This window comes from Achromobacter sp. ACM02 (assembly GCF_014851605.1).
Taxonomy (GTDB): Bacteria; Pseudomonadota; Gammaproteobacteria; order Burkholderiales; family Burkholderiaceae_B; genus Achromobacter; species Achromobacter aegrifaciens.
In genome coordinates this window covers 317,818-334,633 of sequence record NZ_JACUZY010000006.1, presented here as the reverse complement: position 1 = coordinate 334,633, position 16,816 = coordinate 317,818, and the positions used below count along the sequence as shown (strand labels likewise).

Sequence of the window (16,816 nt, the reverse complement as noted above, 5' to 3'; positions counted from 1 at the left end):
TGGCGCCGCGCGCACGCCGGGCGGCGCAGCGGGCCTGCCGGTCAAAAGAAAACGCCGTGCGCAGCGCTAGGCTGCGGACGGCGTTTTGCTGGGGGCGCGCAAGGCGCGCCCGCGGTTTACAGCACGTAGCGCGCCAGATCCTGGCTGCTGGCGGCTTCGGCCAACTGCGCGTTGACGTAGGCGGCGTCGATCTTCACATGCTTGTCGCTGCTGGAGGTCGCGTCGAAGGACAGTTCGTCCAGCAGTTTCTCCATTACCGTATACAGGCGGCGGGCGCCGATGTTCTCGGTGGTTTCGTTGACCTCGTAGGCGAGCTCCGCCAGGCGGCGCACGCCTTCTTCCGTGAACTCCAGCTGCAGGTCCTCGGTGGCCATCAGCGCCGTGTACTGCTTGGTCAGCGAGGCGTCCGTGTCGGACAAGATGCGCACGAAGTCCTCGGCGGTCAGCGATTCCAGTTCGACGCGGATCGGGAAACGGCCCTGCAGTTCAGGGATCAGGTCCGAAGGGCGCGACAGGTGGAAGGCGCCAGACGCGATGAACAGGATGTGGTCGGTGCGGACCATGCCGTAGCGCGTGTTGACGGTGGTGCCTTCGACCAGCGGCAGCAGGTCGCGCTGCACGCCCTGGCGCGAGACGTCCGCGCCGCCGGATTCCTGGCGGGCCGCGATCTTGTCGATCTCGTCCAGGAAGACGATGCCGTTCTGCTCGACGTTGTTGATCGCCACGGTGCGCAGGTCTTCTTCGTTGACGCGCTTGGCGGCTTCTTCGTCGACGATCAGCTTGAAGGCTTCGCGCACCTTCATCTTCTTGGGCTTCTTCTTGTCGCGGGCCATGCCGGCGAACATGCCGCGCAGCTGCTCGGCCATTTCTTCCATGCCGGGGGGCGTCATGACGTCCATTTGCGGCACGGCCTGGGCGACTTCGATTTCGATTTCCAGGTCATCGATCTTGCCTTCGCGCAGGCGCTTGCGGAAGGTCTGGCGGGCGCTGTTGTCTTCGCCGCGTTCCGGCTCGCCGGAGGCGCCGCGCGGGGGCGGCACCAGGGCGTCCAGGATGCGGTCTTCGGCGGCGTCTTCTGCCTGGGTGCGCACGCGGCGCATTTCCAGTTCGCGGGTCTGCTTGATCGAGTATTCGGTCAGGTCGCGGATGATGGTGTCGACGTCGCGGCCCACATAGCCCACTTCGGTGAACTTGGTGGCTTCGATCTTGATGAAGGGCGCGTTGGCCAGCTTGGCCAGGCGGCGCGCGATTTCGGTCTTGCCCACGCCGGTGGGGCCGATCATGAGGATGTTCTTGGGGTGGATCTCGTGGCGCAGGGGTTCGGCGACCTGCTGGCGGCGCCAGCGGTTGCGCAGCGCCACGGCCACGGCGCGCTTGGCGCGGTTCTGGCCGACGATGTACTTGTCGAGTTCGGAGACGATCTCTCCGGGCGTCATGTTGGATGCGGACATGAGGGCGGATCCTTGAAGCTAGGGCGGGCTGGGGTGGCGGCCGCGGCGCGACAGGCGCGCCGCGTGGCGGGCGTCAGTCGCCCAGCGTTTCGATGACGTGGTTCTGGTTGGTGTAGATGCAGAGGTCGCCGGCGATTTCCAGCGATTGCTTGACGACGGCTTCCGGCGAAAGCTCGGTGTTGCGCAGCAGCGCCAGCGCGGCCGACTGCGCATAGGCGCCGCCAGAGCCGATGGCCGCCAGGCCGTGTTCCGGCTCGAGCACGTCGCCGTTGCCAGTCAACACCAGCGTGTGCTCGGCGTCGGCCACGATCAGCATGGCTTCCAGGCGGCGCAGGACGCGGTCGGTGCGCCAGTCGCGGGTCAGTTCGACCGCGGCGCGCATCAGGTTGCCCTGGTGTTTTTCCAGCTTGGCCTCGAAGCGTTCCTGCAGGGTGAACGCGTCGGCGGTGGCGCCGGCAAAGCCGGCCAGAATCTTGTCGTGGTACAGGCGGCGGATCTTGCGGGCGGTGCCCTTGATGACGATGTTGCCCAGGGTGACCTGGCCATCGCCGCCCAGTGCGACGCGGTTGCCGCGGCGCACGCACACGATGGTGGTGGCGTGAAATTGTTCCATGCGTTCCTTCCTATGAAGGGATTAGCTGGGGGCGGTTCTGGGGAAATCAAGGCGGGACGGTTGCGTCCCCTTTGCGTGCCGGCCCAAGAAAAAAGGCCATGCTGGAAACCAGCATAGCCTTTCAGCGTAGGGCTTGAATACGGGACGGATCAGTCGCCGTAGAGCTTCTGGCGCATCTCGCGGCGTTCCTGCGCTTCGAGCGACAGGGTGGCCGTGGGGCGGGCCAAGAGGCGCGGGATGCCGATGGGTTCGCCGGTTTCCTCACACCAGCCGTATTCGCCGCTGTCGATGCGGGCGATGGACTGTTGCACCTTTTTCAGCAGCTTGCGCTCGCGGTCGCGGGTGCGCAGCTCCAGGGCGTGTTCTTCCTCGATCGTGGCGCGGTCGGCGGGATCGGGCACGAACTGCGTTTCGCGCAGGTGCTCGGTGGTTTCGCCGGCGTTGGCCAGGATGTCCTGCTCGAGTTGTTTGAGCCGTTCCTTGAAGAAAGCCAGCTGGCGTTCGTTCATATAGTCGGACTCGGGCATGGCCAGCAATTCCTTCTCGCTGGGCAGATCAATCGCCGTATCGCTCGTCGACTTGCTTGATTTCTTGGTTGCTGCCTTGGTAGCCATGAAAACACTCCACTATGAATCGATCCTGGCGCGGGCGTTCATTCCCGGTCCGTATTACTTGTTGCCTACGCTATTCGTACCTCACAGTACTGCCTTCGTCGCATCACGTCACGTCAGGAAGGGGGATTACCCCGCCAGGCACTGCTCCAAGCCCCGGGTGAAAATCTCCTGGGGCAGCTTACGGCCGATGAAAACCATCTTGGTGGACGGTTTTTCGGCTGCGGTCCACGGCTTGCCGGGTTCGGCGCCCATCATCATGTGCACACCCTGGAACAACATGCGGCGGTTGATGCCCTTCATGTACAGGATGCCCTTGTAGCGCATCAGGTCGGGACCATAGACCTGCACCACGCCGCCCAGGAATTCCTCAAGGCGCGCGGGATCGAACGGCTTGTTGGAACGGAACACGAACGCGCCGATTTCGTCGTCGTGCTGGTGGTGGTGATGATGGTGGGCATGATTGCAATGCGCCCCGCAGTCGCCTTCGTGATCATGGTCATGATCGTGGCCATGGTCATGCCCATGGTCGTGATCGTGGCCGTGGTCATGGGCGGCGTCGGGGTGCTCATCGGCCAGGAAATCCGGGTCGATGTCCAGAATGGAATTCAGGTTGAAGCCGCTGATGTCGATGATGGACTTCAGGTCGACTTCGCCGAAGTTGACCGGCGTGATCGGCGCGCGCGGGTTCATGTGAACCAGGCGGTGGCGCAGCGCTTCGTAGTCGACTTCGTTGACCAGGTCGCGCTTGGAGATCAGGATGCGGTCGGCGAAACCGACTTGCTTCTGGGCTTCGGGCTGGGCGTCAAGGGTGGCCATGCCGTGCTTGGCGTCGACCACCGTGACCACCGCGTCCAGGCGGTAGTACTCGGCAATGTCGTCATCCATGAAGAACGTCTGGCAGACGGGGCCGGGGTTGGCCATGCCGGTCGTTTCGATGATGACGCGTTCGAAAGACAGTTCGCCGGCTTCGCGCTTGGCGCGCAGTTCGCCCAGCGTGCGCATCAGGTCGCCGCGCACCGTGCAGCAGACGCAACCGTTGGACAGCTCGATGATTTCTTCGTCGCGGTCCTGCACCAGCAGGTCGTTGTCGATGCTTTCCGGCCCGAACTCGTTTTCGATGACCGCCACGCGGCGGCCATGGTATTCGGTCAGGATGCGTTTGAGCAGGGTGGTCTTGCCCGCACCGAGAAAGCCGGTGAGGATGGTGACGGGAACCATTTTGTCCAAACTGCGCGGGGTGTTCATGGCGAAGCTGCTAGCGTGAAGTCAAGGCGTTAAACAGGAACTCTCGGCGGGGATCGCAACCCTGTCTTGCAACGCCGTCTTGCGACGTTTGGACGGGGTTTCCCAGTCTTTGCCGGAGGGTGTTTGCCGCAGGCTGCGTGGGCCGCCTGCAGCGGCCGGACGCAGGATTACAGCACAGTCGGGGGCAGGGGGCAAACCCAGGGTCAACCCTGGGGCCGTAGCCATCCAGATGGCGTCCGTACGCCGTCAAGTATCGGGCGATACCACTATTTGGGGGCGGTTTGTCCGATTTCAAGAGCGCGATGCGCGCATCCGGATGAAACGGCCTGTACGGGCTTGCTGCCGATGGCGGAGAACCACGGGCGGGCTGCCCGCCAGCACTAGTTCTTAATGATGGTGGTGGCCGTGGCCGGCGTCCGCGGCGGGCTGCTTCTGCTGGCATTGGGGGCACAGCGCGCGGATTTCGGTTTCGTGGGTGGCCAGGGCATAGCCGGTCTGGGCGACGCGTTCGGCCAGTTGGCGGCTCATGGCGGGGTCGGACACTTCCGCGACTGCGCCGCAGCCCGTACAGACGACCAGCAGGTCGTGGGGCGCGCCGCCCGCGTCGTGGCAGGCGCTCCAGGCGTTGACGGCGTCCAGGCGGTGGATCAGGCCCTCGTCCATCAGGAAGTCCAGGGCGCGGTACACGGTCGGGGGCGCGGCGCCCGGATGCACGGCGCGCATTGCATCCAGCAATTCATAGGCCTTCAGGCTGCGGCCATGGCGCAGCAGCAGTTCCAGCACCTTGCGGCGGATGGGGGTGAGGCGGCGCCCGCGCTGCTCGCACAGCGCTTCGGCGACGCTGAGCTGGGCGCCGACGGTATCGCTGCGAGGGGTGCGGGGCGGTGCGGACATGGCTGGCTTTATCTCTATGGAAAACGCGCGCGATGCGCGCGAGATGCCTGGAAGGTAGCAGAAAACATCCAGATGCGGGCGAACGCCGTGGAATCAAGCCGTTTAGTTATGATATAACATAATAAAACTGGCTGTAGCCGCTATTTGCCTCCGCATTCTTTCCATGTCCCATTTCACGCTTTTGCCCCGGCGGCCCGGTGCCGCGCCGCGGCAAACACTCCCGCCGCGTTCCGCCTTCCTGGTCTCCGCCTGGCGCCGCATGGCCGCGGCCGTGGTCGCTGCGGCGGCCTTGTGGGCCTTGACCGGTTGGGCGCTGGATTGGTGGGTGCGATGAACGCGCCGGTCACCATCGAGCTGGACGACGCGTCCTTCGGTTGGCATGGGCACGCCGCGCTCAAATCGGTGTCGGGGCGTTTCGCCGCGGGCGGCATGACCGCCGTAGTGGGTCCCAACGGAGCGGGAAAGTCCACGCTGATCAAGGGCATCATGGGTGTGCTGCGTCCCATGGCCGGCAGCGTGCGCATCAGCGGCGCGGGCCGTTCGGAACTGGCCTGGCTGCCCCAGGCCGCGGAGCTGGACCGTTCGTTCCCGGTGTCGGTGCTGGACCTGGTGGCAATGGGCGCCTGGCGCCGAGTGGGGGGATGGCGCAGATATGCGAACCAGGAGCTCGAGCGCTGCATGGACGCGCTGGAGACCGTGGGCATGGCCGACGCGGCCGGACGCGGCGTGGACGCGCTGTCGGGCGGGCAGATGCAGCGTGCGCTGTTCGCGAGGATGCTGGTGCAGGACGCGCCCGTGCTGCTGCTGGATGAACCCTTCGCCGCCGTGGACAGCCACACGGCGGACGACCTGATGGCCCTGCTTTGCGGCCTGCATGGCCAGGGCCGCACCGTGATTGCGGTGCTGCATGACCTGGATCTGGTGCGTGACCATTTCCCCGAGTGCCTGCTGCTGTCCGGTTCGGTGGTGGCCTGGGGAGACACCGAGCACACGCTGAACGACGCGCATCTGAAGCGGGCGCGGCAGTGGTTGGCGGAGGTCCGCGCATGAGCCTGGCGCAATGGGTGGCGTCGCCCTTCCTGGATTACGGTTTCATGCGACGCGCGCTGGCCGGCGCCTGCGCCCTGTCGCTGGGCGCGGCGCCGCTGGGCGTGTTCCTGGTGCTGCGGCGCATGAGCCTGATGGGCGATGCCATGTCGCATGCCATCCTGCCAGGCGTGGCAGCGGGCTTTCTGCTGGCCGGACTGTCGCTGGGCGCAATGATGCTGGGCGGCATCGTCACGGGGCTGGCCGTGGCGTTGCTGGCGGGATTGGTGGCGCGTATGACGCCGCTGCGCGAGGACGCCAGCTTTGCCGCGTTCTATTTGATATCGCTGGGGCTGGGCGTGCTGCTGGTGTCCCTGCGCGGCTCCAATATGGATCTGCTGCACGTGTTGTTCGGCACGGTGCTGGGGCTGGACGACGCGGCATTGCTGCTGGTGACGGCCACGGCCAGCGTGACCCTCCTGGCGTTGGCCGCGATCTACCGGCTGCTGGTGGCCGAATGCCTGGACCCGGGTTTCCTGCGCGCCAGCGGCGGCGGCGGAGGCTGGGTCCACATGGCTTTCCTGGTGCTGGTGGTGGTGAACCTGGTGGCGGGCTTTCAGGTGCTGGGCACGTTGATGGTGGTCGGCATCATGATGCTGCCGGCCGCCGCCGCGCGCTTCTGGGTCCGTTCTGCCGCCCGCCAGATCCCGCTGGCCGCGGGACTGGGCGTGACAGCCTCGACGACCGGTCTGCTCATTTCGTACCACTTCAATGTGCCGGCCTCGCCCGCGATCATCCTGGCGGCCGGCGCCTTTTATCTGTTTTCCATCGTGGGCGGCCCGCAAGGCGGGCTGCTGCCGGCGCGACGCCGCATGCGCCGCGCCTGACTCATCCAATAGGAGATACGCCATGCGTTTCCATTCCCTGGCGCGCCGCCGCGCGCTGCTCGCCACGGCCGGCCTGTGCCTGTCGGCGCTGTTCGGAACCGCGCAGGCCGCCGAACCGTTGAAGGCCGTGGCCAGCTTTTCCATCCTGGGCGACATCGTGCGGGAAGTGGGCGGCGCCGACGTCAGCGTGGCCACGCTGGTGGGGCCCGATGGCGACGCGCACGAATATGAGCCGACGCCGGGCGATGCGAAGAAGCTGGCTGCCGCGCGTGTGCTGTTCGTCAACGGCCTGGATTTCGAGACCTGGATGCCGCGCCTGGCGAAGGCGTCGGGCTTTGCCGGCGCTACCGTGGTCGCGTCCCAGGGCGTGAAGACGCGCACGTTCGCGAGCGGCGGGCATGATGATGGGCACGACCACGACCACGACCACGACCACGACCATGGCCATGGTCATGGTCATCACCATCACGGCGGCGCCGATCCGCACGCATGGCAGAACCTGGCCAATGGCGTCATCTACGCCCGCAATGTGGCCGAAGGGTTGGCTGCCGCCGATCCCGCGCATGCCGACGCCTACCGCCAGCGCGCGCAAGCCTATATCGCGCGCCTGCAGGCGCTGGACGCGCAGGTCCGCAAGACCTTTGCCGCGATTCCGGCCGAGCGCCGCAAGATCGTGACTTCCCATGACGCCTTCGGTTACTTCGGCGATGCCTACGGCGTGGCGTTCATTCCCGTGATGGGCGTGTCGACGGATGCGGAACCCGCCGCAGGCGAGGTGGCCCGCATCATCGAACAGGTCAAGCGCGAGCGTGTGCCTGCGGTATTCGTGGAGAACATCAGCAGCCCCAAGCTGGTCCAGCAGATCTCCCGCGAAACCGGGGCCAAGGTGGGTGGTACGCTTTATTCCGACGCCCTGTCCAAGCCCGGACAGCCCGGCGCCACCTACCTGGAAATGTTTGAATGGAACGCACGTCAGCTCGCCGCGGCCATGCAGCCCTGACCGCGGCGGCGATGCTGCTGGCGGCAGGCGCCGCCCGCGCGCACCCGCATATGTGGATCGATGCCCGCGCGGCGATCGATATCGATGGACAGCAGCGCATCACGGCGGTGCGGCAGGTCTGGCTGTTTGACGAGATGTTCGGCGCCTACGCCACGCAGGGATTGAAGAAGGGCAAGGACGGTTCGCTGTCGCCCGAGATCCTGCAGGGCATGGCGCGGGACTGGATGCAGGCGTTGGGCGAACCGATCTCGCACTACTTCACCCGCGTCACCGTGGACGGCAAGACCTTGGCTTTCGCGGCCCCGCAAGATGCGCGCGTCGACTGGAACCCAAAGACCACGCGGCTGACGCTGTCCTTCACTTTGCCGCTGGCCACGCCAGTGGCGCCGGACGCAGGCGGCGCGCAGGTGGACATCTACGATCCCACCTATTTCGTGGCCTACGCCTTCGATGAGAGCGGCGCGGTATCGCTGGGCGGACAGGGCGCCAAGACCTGCACGTCCGCCTACCGCAAGCCCAAGGAACTGGATTGGAAAACCATGCAGCAATTGGCCGCGATCCCGGCCGACCCGGACGCCTTGCCGGACGAGCTTTTTGCGATCACCAAGGGGCTGACGCACCGCATCGAGGTGCGTTGCGGGTAATGCTCGCGCTGCTGGCCGTGCTGCTGCTGGGCGGTGCGGGCGCGGCCGCGGCCCAGGGCGCGCACCCCTTCGGCGTGCCGGAGAGCGGGGCGGGCGCGGGCGGGCCGGGTTGGCTGGCCGGCTTTTTTGGTCAGGTATCGGTCTGGCAAAGCCATTTCTACCGGCAGCTGACGGGCGCGGTGCGCGCCTGGCAGGCCGAAGGCGGCGCGGCCTGGGCCTTGATCGGCCTGTCCTTTGCCTATGGCGTATTCCATGCCCTGGGGCCGGGACATGGCAAGGCCGTGATCTCTTCCTACGTGCTGGCCAACCGCCAGACCGCGCGCAACGGCGCGCTGCTGGCGCTGGCGTCCGCGCTGATCCAGGCGTTGGTGGCGATTGCGCTGGTGGCGGTGTTGGCGCTGATCTTCAACGCCACCGCGGCCACGATGAACAACGCGACGCGCTGGCTGGAACTCGGCTCCTATGCGCTGGTGACCTTGTTGGGCATGTGGCTGGTGTGGGTCAAGGCGGTTCGTCCGCTGTTGCGGACCCGTGCTGGACGGGCGTCTACGGGGTCGATGCCAGAGCACGGCCATGGGCATGGACATGAGCACACTCACCATCATCACCACGATCACGATCACGATTGCGGCTGCGGCCACGCACATGTGCCCGCGCCGGCGCAGGTGTCTGGCCCGTTGAACTGGCGTCGCGCGGCAACGGCGATCCTGGCCGTGGGCTTGCGCCCGTGCAGCGGCGCGTTGATCGTGCTGGTGTTCGCGCTGGCGCAGGGCTTTTTTCTGGCCGGCGTGGCTTCGGCCCTGGCGATGGGCCTGGGTACCGGACTGACGGTGGCGGCGCTGGCGTGCCTGGCGGTTGCGGCCGGGGGCGCGGCCACGCGCGTCGGCAGCCGACTGTCCGGTGTTGGCGCGGCGCGCCTGCGCTATGGCGTGGAAGCGCTGGCGGCACTGGCGGTGCTGTTGCTGGGGGTGATGCTGCTGGGCGGCGTGATCGCGGGAGGCGGCTAGGGAACGGTCGCGCGAATTTGCGTAGCTGTTTCACCAGAATGCGTCGGACCCGACGCGTTCAGGATTTGCGTCCGGCCCGAGGATGCGCCTGGTCGTAGGCGCGGGCCAGGTGCTGGAAATCCAGCCGCGTATAGATCTGTGTGGTGGAGATGTTGGCGTGGCCCAGCATTTCCTGCACCGCGCGCAGGTCCTGCGCGGATTGCAGCACATGGCTGGCGAAGCTGTGGCGCAGCACGTGCGGGTGCACGTGCGTGGGCACGCCGGCCTGCTGCGCGATGCGAGCCAGCTGCAGTTGCACCACGCGCGGCGAGATGCGCCGACCGCGCGCGCCCAGGAACAACGCGGCTGCGTCCTCGGGCTGCGCCGTGAAGGGCGTGAGCTGCGGGCGCGCCGCGATCCATTTGCGCAGGGCGGCCAGAGCCGCCTGGCCCACCGGCACCGAGCGGCGCTTGCCGCCCTTGCCCAGCACGATGACCTCGGCCTCTTCCAGGCTCAGCCAGCCGCGCGATTCGTAATTGCCGGAGCGTTCATAGCGCAGGTCCAGCCCGACCAGCTCCGACAGCCGCAGGCCGCTGGAATAGAGCAGTTCGAACATGGCCTGGTCGCGCAGCGCCGCGGGTTCGTTCGCCACTTGCGCGGGCGCGCGGTCCAGCAAGGCCTGGGTCTGCTCCACGGACAGGGCCTTGGGCAGGCCGCGCGGCGCCTTGGGGGCGCGCACGCCGGCCACCGGATTGCCGGCCAGCTCGATGGCCGGGGCCCACCATTGATAGAAGCCACGCCAGGCCGCCAGCGTGCGCGCAAGGCTGCGGGGCCCGCGGCCCTGGGCATGCAGGCGCGCCACGAACTGGCGGATGTGGCCGTTGCCGATCTTGTCCAGCGGCAGCTTGGCCTGGTCGGCAAGCTCGCGCAGGAAATGCAGTTCGCGGCGATAGCCGTCCAGTGTGTGGGGCGAGTAGCGCCGGTTGGTTTCCAGATGGCGCAGCCAGGCGCTCATGGCGTCCGGCAGGGGAGTATCGGGCGGGGCCGCGTCTTGCGCTTGCGTGACTGTCGGCATGGCGTCCGCCCGTGTCACCGCTAGGCCTTGGGCGAGGCCGGATTCAGCCGATGCAGCGCCGCGGAAGCCAGCTGGCCGATGGATTCCAGGAAGGTCGTGCCCATTTCAGGCGTGAAGCGCTCGGCGTCGTCCGAACCCAGCACCAGCAGGCCGACGGCGGGGCCGTCCGCTTCCAGGCGCAGCGGCACCAGCGCCAGCGACTTGGGCTTGGCATCCAGCCAGCCGGCCGCTTCGAATTCGGTGTCGGTGCCGCAGTACGGCGTCTTCAGGCTGTCGGTAAAGGTGCGTACGTCCTGCGTGACGGGTTCGCCGTAGCCGGTTGCGGGCAGTTCCGACAGGTCCCACAGGCGCAGCGCCACATGGTTCAGCTCGAACTGTTCGGCCAGCCCCAGGGCGATTTCGCCTGGTACATGCTGCGGATCGCATTCGGACAGCAGGCGGCAGCACCACTTGGCCACATGGGTGCCGATGCTTTCGTTGGCGGTGGCGTTGCGCACGAGTTCGTTCAGGCGCCATTCGAGTTCGCGGTTGCGCTCGCGCAGCGTCAGGATCTGGCGTTCGCCCAGCGAAATGGCGCGCGAGCCATGCGGATGCGGCACCTGCAACGTGGCGAAGACGTCAGCGTGATCGTCGAAGAAGCCGGGGTTCTCTTGCAGGAAATCAGCGACGTCCTGAGCGGTAATAGCGGTATCAGTCATGGCTTATCGGTTCAGCCCCATGGAGAAGACGAGCTTGTCGATATCGACCTGCCCCGTGAAGACGGACTCGGCAGGGCCGGTCATGCGCAATTGCTCGCCGTTCCAGGCGACGGTCAGCACGCCGCCGCGCGCTTGCACGCGCACCGGCGAGTCCAGCAGGCCGCGGCGGATGCCGGCCGCGACGGCGGCGCAGGCGCCCGTGCCGCAGGCCAGGGTTTCGCCGGCGCCGCGTTCGAACACGCGCAGGCGGATGTTGTTGCGATCCACGATCTGCATGAAGCCGGCGTTGACGCGGCGCGGGAAGCGCGGATGGGTTTCGATCAGGGGACCGAGAACGGACACGGGCGCGGTGTCGACGTCGTCCACCACCTGCACGGCGTGCGGATTGGAAATCGCCACGGCGGACAGCGCAACGGTGCGCGGCAGGCCGGCGGGCGCGTCCAGTTCCAGTTCCCACAGCGCGTCCTGGCCTTCGACCCGCGATGCGAGGCCTGCGGTGTCGAACGGCAGCGCGGCGGGCTCGAAGCGCGTGCTGCCCATGTCGACGGTGACCTGCTCGTCGTCGCCCTGGTCCAGCACCAGGATGCCGGTGGCGATTTCGGCGCGCAGCGGGTTGCGGTCGGACAGGCCCTGCTCGTGCACGAAGCGCACGAAGCAGCGCGCGCCATTGCCGCAGTGCTCGACCTCGCTGCCGTCGGAATTGAAAATGCGGTAACGGAAATCGGCATCGGGCCGGGTCGCGGGTTCGACCAGGAGGATCTGGTCGGCGCCGATGCCGAAATGCCGGTCGCCCAAGGCGCGGGCGCGCTCGGGCGTCATTTCGATGGTCTGGCGGACCCCGTCGAGCACGACGAAATCGTTGCCCGCGCCATGCATTTTGGTGAAGTTCCAGTTCATCACTGGATTATCGCCCATATTGGGGCGCGAGCTGCGGACTCAGTAGAGTTTGGGTTCGCCCGGCGGACGGGTCTTGAAGCGGCGATGGACCCAGTAGTACTGGCTGGGGCAGCGGCGCACCCAGGATTCCAGCTCGCGGTTCAGGCGCGCGGTGGCGTCTTCCAGCGATTCGGTCCCGGGGAAGTCGGCCAGCGGCGGCAGCACTTCGACGTGGTAGCGGCCGGTATCCGGGTTCCAGAAGTCCAGGATGGGCAGCACGGCGGCATCCCATTTCTTGGCCAGCTGGGCGGTGGCGAGCAACGTCGCCGCAGGCACGCCGAAGAACGGCGCGAAGGTGGCGCCCTGGCGGCCGAAGTCCATGTCCGGCAGGTAGTAGACGGGGCGGGGCTCACGCAGGTGGCGGATCAGGTCGCGCACGCCGTCCTTGCGGCTGACCAGAAAGACCTCGTTGAAGCGCTTGCGGCCGGCGGCCACGATGGCGTCGACCTGGGGGTCGCTTTGGGGCGTGTACATGGTGGCGGCGCTGGGCACCTCCATGGTGAGCCGCGTCGCGGCCGCGTCCAGCCCGATGAAATGGGGCGCCAGCAGGATGACCGGGCGGCCCTGCGCGGTCAGCGCGTTGATGCGGTCCGCGCCAGTTTGCGTAACCATGTCTTTGATGGCTTCGGGCGTGCCGTACCAGAGCACGCCGCGGTCGACGATGGATTGCGCCAGCGCGCGGAAATGGTCCGCGACCCACTGTTCGCGCACGTGTTCCGGCTGGTCGGGAAAGCACAGTTCCAGATTGCGGCGCACGATTCGGGCGCGCGACTTGGCCAGCCGCGGGGCCAGCCAGCCCAGGGTTGCGCCGATGCGCTGCCGGGTCGACGGCTTGATGCGGCCGAACCATTTCAACAGGGATGTCAGCGCGCGCGTTTTGAAATCAGTCATGGTCGGTAATAGGGAGCGGACAGGGCGCGGCGGTTCAGCTTGCCGGAGTAGCAGTGTCGGCGGCGGGAGCCGGCGGCGCGCCGCGCGGCGTCTTGTAGCGGTTGTAGCTCCAGAGGTATTGCTCCGGGCAGCGGCGGATCAGCGTTTCCATGGCGGCGTTGAGCAGCGCGGCCTGCTCGGCGGCGTCGGCGGGCAGCGGCTCGGGCACGCGCACATAGTGGATGCGCCAGCCCCGGCCTCCCGGCAGTCGTTCGCCTGCGGTCAGGATGATGGGCACGCCCGTCTGCGTGGCCAGCTTGCCGGGGAGCGTCATGGTGTAGGCCATGCGCCCGAAGAACGGCGCCCAGACGCCGTCGCCCACGCTGGGCGCCTGGTCGGGCAGCATGCCGACGGATTCGCCGCGGCGCAGGGCGCGCACGAATTCGCGCACTCCCTGCATGGTGGCCGGCACGGCGTTGACGGCCGAGGTGTTGCGCGCGGTTTCCAGCAGCGGGGCCAGGACGTCCTTGCGCGGCGGCCGGAACATGACGGTCATGGGCATCTGGCGGGCCAGGTAGCGCGCGGTGATCTCGAAGCAGCCCAGATGCGGCGTCAGGAACAGGATGCCGCGGTTCTCGGCGCGGGCCGCGCTGACCACGTCGTTGTCGTCCGAGATCACCTGGGCCAGGCTTTGTTCATTGCGGAACCAGACCCGCGGGCTCTCCAGGATCATGGCGCCGATTTCGCCCGCCGCGCGTCGCGCGAAGGCCGGATCGGGGTAGCCGGCCTGGGCCGCGTTGGCCTGCAGCCGCCGGCGATACTTGCCCGGCCAGGCGTAGATCGCACGCCCGGCCAGCCGCCCCACGGCATGCGCGACGGAAAGGGGCAGGGCGGCGAATGATCTGAACAGGAAGAGCAGCATGCGGCAGAAAAATGGGACGGACAGAAAGTGCGCCTGGGTCTGGGTCTATATGCATACGTCCCCCAGCTTTGGCGGCAGAACCGCATTTTCGCTTAAAATAGCGCAGTCGCCGAGTTAACCGACAACTTGCGGGGCGACGGCAAGGGTATAGCGCTTTGCGCGCCTCTTGCCAAATCCGCTAAAGCGTCGCGCCCAGATTTGCGTATGTCTTGCGGTCAGGGGTGCAACGCGCCTCGTGAACCTATGCGCCGGCAACGCCGGCCACCAAGGACGCATCTGTGGCCAACAACGACTTTCTCTTTACTTCCGAATCCGTCTCCGAAGGGCACCCCGACAAGGTTGCCGACCAGATCTCCGACTCGATCCTGGACGCGATCTTCACGCAGGACCCGAATGCGCGCGTCGCAGCCGAGACCCTCTGCAACACTGGTCTGGTAGTGCTGGCTGGCGAAATCACCACCACCGCCAACGTCGACTACATCCAGGTCGCGCGCGACACGATCCGCCGCATCGGCTACGACAACACCGAATACGGCATCGACTACAAGGGCTGCGCGGTGCTGGTCGCCTACGACAAGCAGTCGCCGGATATCGCCCAGGGCGTGGACCGCAGCTCCGAGGACTACCTGAACCAGGGCGCGGGCGACCAGGGCCTGATGTTCGGCTATGCCTGCGACGAAACCCCCGACCTGATGCCGGCCCCGATCTGGTACGCGCACCGCCTGGTGCAGCGCCAGAGCGAACTGCGCAAGGACGGCCGTCTGCCGTGGCTGCGTCCCGACGCCAAGTCGCAGGTGACGTTCCGCTACATCGACGGCCGCCCGGCTGAAGTCGACACCGTTGTGCTGTCGACCCAGCACGCGCCCGAGGTCTCGCAAGAGACCATCCGCGAAGCGGTGATCGAAGACATCATCAAGCCCAGCTTCCCCGAAGGCCTGATCACGCCGCAAACGAAGTTCCTGGTCAACCCGACCGGCCGCTTCGTCATCGGCGGTCCGCAAGGCGATTGCGGCCTGACCGGCCGCAAGATCATCGTCGACACCTACGGCGGCGCATGCCCGCACGGCGGCGGCGCGTTCTCGGGCAAGGATCCTTCCAAGGTCGACCGCTCGGCCGCCTACGCCGCCCGCTACGTGGCCAAGAACATCGTGGCCGCCGGCCTGGCGCGCCAGTGCCAGGTGCAGGTCAGCTACGCCATCGGCGTGGCCGAGCCCATCAACATCACCGTCTACACGGAAGGCACGGGCGTCATCCCCGACGACCAGATCGCCAAGCTGGTGCGCGAGCACTTCGATCTGCGTCCGAAGGGCATCGTCAACATGCTGGATCTGCTGCGCCCGATCTACGCCAAGACCGCGGCCTATGGCCACTTCGGCCGTTCCGAGCCGGAATTCTCGTGGGAAGCCACGGACAAGGTGCAGGCGCTGAAGAAGAGCGCGTAACCTTCCTGGCGCTTGAATAAGAAAAGCCCCCGCGAAAAAACGCGGGGGCTTTTTCATTGCGGCAGGGACCTTACAGTCCCCAGGCCGACAGATCGGGCCGGCGCAGCTTAGGCGCCAGCACCGGCTCCAGCGCCGCGGCGCAATCCAGCATTGCCGCGTCGCCGCCTGCCGGCGCCAGCAATTGCACCGCCATGGGCATGCCTTCGGCATCGAAGCCCACGGGCAGCGAGATGGCGGCCGCGCCCAGGAAGTTGGCGGGACGCAGCAGCTTGCCCAGTCCGGCGTGGCGCGTATCGTCGGCGTCCAGCGCTTGCGCGGCCTGGTCGCAGGCGGGCATCAGCAGGGCGTCCAGGCCTTGCATCGCTTGCGCGAACGCTGCCATGTCGGCGGCGCGGCGTTGCAGCGCGGCTTCGTAGTCGGCCTGCGCGATGCGGCCGCCGGCCGCGATGCGCTTGCGCACCACTTCCCACAGCGGCGTGGCCGGGTCTTCGGCCAGCGCGCCGTAATAGCGGTAGGCCTCATAGGCCAGCACCAGCGAGTTGTCGTCGGCCATGCGGGCAAAGGACAGGGCCGCGGGCGGATGCCAGGGCGTGGGCGTGTAGCCGGCCCGCGCCAGGTTTTCCTCGGCTTCGCGCCAGGCCCGCAGGCCGGCGTCGGCCAAGGAAGCGGGCCAGGCGTCGGGCGCCAGCACCGCCACCGGACCGGGGGCGCGCGCGGCGGGCTGGCGCAAGGCGGCGATGGCGCTTGCGGGAAATTCCAGCGTGGCCGCGTCGCCGATGTCGGGGCCGGCCAGCAGTCGGGTGAGCAGCCGGGCATCCGCCACCGTGCGTGTGATCGGACCCAGTACGTCCAGCGTGTCCGACAAGGGCAGGCAGCCGGCGCGGCTGATCACGCCGGTGGACGGCTTGTAGCCCACCAGGCCATTCAGAGCCGCCGGCGCGCGCACCGAGCCGCCGGTGTCGCCACCCAGCGCCAGCGGCGCCAGGCCCGCGGCCACGGCCACGCCGGCGCCGCTGGACGAGCCGCCCGGCGCGCGCGCCGTCTGCGCGTCCCAAGGGTTGCGCGCCGTGCCTTGGGTGGGGTTCTGGCCCGACAGGCCAAAGGCGAACTCGGTCATGCGGGTCTTGCCCAGCACCACCATGCCTTGGGCGGCCAGCTTGTGCAGCGGCACCGCCGTTTCACCGCTGATCCGGCCTTGCAAGGCAAGCGAACCCAGGCTGGCGCTGACGCCGTCCCATTGCACGCTGTCCTTTACCGCCACGGGCACGCCGTGCAGGGGACCCAGCACAATGCCCGCGGCCAGCAGGCGGTCGGCGGCGTCGGCCTGGGCCAGCGCGCGCTCGGCCGTGACTTCACTATAGGCGGCCAGCGCGGGGGCGCGCTCGATGCGGTCCAGGAAGTGGGTGGTGACCTGGCGCGAACTCAGTTCGCGCCGGCGGATGGCGCCGGCCAGGGCCTGGGCGTCTTGGAAGTGCAGGGCGGTGTCTAGTGCTGGCATGGGTCTCATCGGAAA

At 67.4% G+C, this 16,816-nt stretch carries 17 protein-coding genes; 6 read left to right on the top strand and 11 right to left on the bottom strand.

Going from position 1 to position 16,816, the window contains the following annotated elements; all coding sequences use genetic code 11:
* Window positions 1–116 precede the first annotated feature (116 nt).
* From hslU to IB258_RS20765, 5 genes are all read right to left on the bottom strand, one after another.
* Complete coding sequence (hslU, locus tag IB258_RS20785; RefSeq protein ID WP_054457045.1) at window positions 117–1,451, bottom strand: ATP-dependent protease ATPase subunit HslU; 1,335 nt, start codon at window positions 1,449–1,451, stop codon at window positions 117–119.
* 73 nt (window positions 1,452–1,524) lie between these two features.
* Window positions 1,525–2,064 (bottom strand): ATP-dependent protease subunit HslV, encoded by a 540-nt coding sequence (gene hslV / locus IB258_RS20780; protein WP_013396837.1) that lies wholly within the window; start codon window positions 2,062–2,064, stop codon window positions 1,525–1,527.
* A 149-nt stretch (window positions 2,065–2,213) separates the two neighbouring features.
* Window positions 2,214–2,678, bottom strand: coding sequence for an RNA polymerase-binding protein DksA (gene dksA / locus IB258_RS20775; protein ID WP_006389752.1), 465 nt, complete (start codon window positions 2,676–2,678; stop codon window positions 2,214–2,216).
* A gap of 126 nt (window positions 2,679–2,804) precedes the next feature.
* Complete coding sequence (locus IB258_RS20770) at window positions 2,805–3,923, bottom strand: GTP-binding protein (protein WP_054457043.1); 1,119 nt, start codon at window positions 3,921–3,923, stop codon at window positions 2,805–2,807.
* Between the two features lie 387 nt (window positions 3,924–4,310).
* Window positions 4,311–4,817: a Fur family transcriptional regulator gene (locus tag IB258_RS20765; RefSeq protein WP_013396835.1), complete on the bottom strand. Its 507-nt coding sequence runs from the start codon at window positions 4,815–4,817 to the stop codon at window positions 4,311–4,313.
* 330 nt (window positions 4,818–5,147) lie between these two features.
* Between IB258_RS20765 and IB258_RS20760 the strand changes: the two genes are divergently transcribed.
* The 5 genes from IB258_RS20760 to IB258_RS20740 are packed head-to-tail and all read left to right on the top strand — an operon-like array spanning window position 5,148 to window position 9,381.
* Window positions 5,148–5,867, top strand: a complete 720-nt coding sequence (locus IB258_RS20760; protein ID WP_119450151.1) for a metal ABC transporter ATP-binding protein — start codon at window positions 5,148–5,150, stop codon at window positions 5,865–5,867.
* Window positions 5,864–6,730, top strand: a complete 867-nt coding sequence (locus tag IB258_RS20755) for a metal ABC transporter permease (RefSeq protein WP_054457039.1) — start codon at window positions 5,864–5,866, stop codon at window positions 6,728–6,730. The genes IB258_RS20760 and IB258_RS20755 overlap by 4 nt, the downstream gene beginning before the upstream one ends.
* 22 nt (window positions 6,731–6,752) lie before the next feature.
* Entirely contained in the window at window positions 6,753–7,730 is a 978-nt protein-coding gene (locus tag IB258_RS20750; protein ID WP_225590466.1) for a metal ABC transporter substrate-binding protein, read from the top strand.
* Window positions 7,691–8,374: a DUF1007 family protein gene (locus IB258_RS20745; protein ID WP_225590465.1), complete on the top strand. Its 684-nt coding sequence runs from the start codon at window positions 7,691–7,693 to the stop codon at window positions 8,372–8,374. Before IB258_RS20750 ends, IB258_RS20745 begins: the two co-directional genes overlap by 40 nt.
* Entirely contained in the window at window positions 8,374–9,381 is a 1,008-nt protein-coding gene (locus tag IB258_RS20740; RefSeq protein WP_192330335.1) for a nickel/cobalt transporter, read from the top strand. Before IB258_RS20745 ends, IB258_RS20740 begins: the two co-directional genes overlap by 1 nt.
* A gap of 58 nt (window positions 9,382–9,439) precedes the next feature.
* Here the strand turns inward: IB258_RS20740 and xerC are convergent, their stop codons facing one another.
* The 5 genes from xerC to IB258_RS20715 are packed head-to-tail and all read right to left on the bottom strand — an operon-like array spanning window position 9,440 to window position 13,861.
* Window positions 9,440–10,435 (bottom strand): tyrosine recombinase XerC, encoded by a 996-nt coding sequence (gene xerC / locus IB258_RS20735; protein ID WP_192353136.1) that lies wholly within the window; start codon window positions 10,433–10,435, stop codon window positions 9,440–9,442.
* Between the two features lie 20 nt (window positions 10,436–10,455).
* Complete coding sequence (locus IB258_RS20730) at window positions 10,456–11,133, bottom strand: DUF484 family protein (protein WP_054457030.1); 678 nt, start codon at window positions 11,131–11,133, stop codon at window positions 10,456–10,458.
* A 3-nt stretch (window positions 11,134–11,136) separates the two neighbouring features.
* Complete coding sequence (gene dapF, locus IB258_RS20725; RefSeq protein ID WP_054457028.1) at window positions 11,137–12,048, bottom strand: diaminopimelate epimerase; 912 nt, start codon at window positions 12,046–12,048, stop codon at window positions 11,137–11,139.
* Window positions 12,049–12,069: 21 nt separating this feature from the next.
* Window positions 12,070–12,960 carry a lysophospholipid acyltransferase family protein gene (locus tag IB258_RS20720; RefSeq protein ID WP_054457026.1) on the bottom strand — a complete coding sequence of 297 codons (891 nt, stop codon included), beginning with the start codon at window positions 12,958–12,960 and terminating at the stop codon, window positions 12,070–12,072.
* Between the two features lie 34 nt (window positions 12,961–12,994).
* Window positions 12,995–13,861, bottom strand: coding sequence for a lysophospholipid acyltransferase family protein (locus tag IB258_RS20715; RefSeq protein ID WP_192353135.1), 867 nt, complete (start codon window positions 13,859–13,861; stop codon window positions 12,995–12,997).
* A 278-nt stretch (window positions 13,862–14,139) separates the two neighbouring features.
* Between IB258_RS20715 and metK the strand changes: the two genes are divergently transcribed.
* The gene (metK, locus tag IB258_RS20710; RefSeq protein ID WP_059374170.1) at window positions 14,140–15,303 is read left to right on the top strand and encodes a methionine adenosyltransferase; all 1,164 of its coding nucleotides are present in this window, start codon (window positions 14,140–14,142) and stop codon (window positions 15,301–15,303) included.
* 70 nt (window positions 15,304–15,373) lie between these two features.
* On the opposite strand, the gene IB258_RS20705 is transcribed toward metK, so the two are convergent.
* On the bottom strand, window positions 15,374–16,801 hold the full coding sequence (locus tag IB258_RS20705; protein WP_054457019.1) for an amidase: 1,428 nt from the start codon (window positions 16,799–16,801) through the stop codon (window positions 15,374–15,376).
* Window positions 16,802–16,816: the final 15 nt, after the last annotated feature.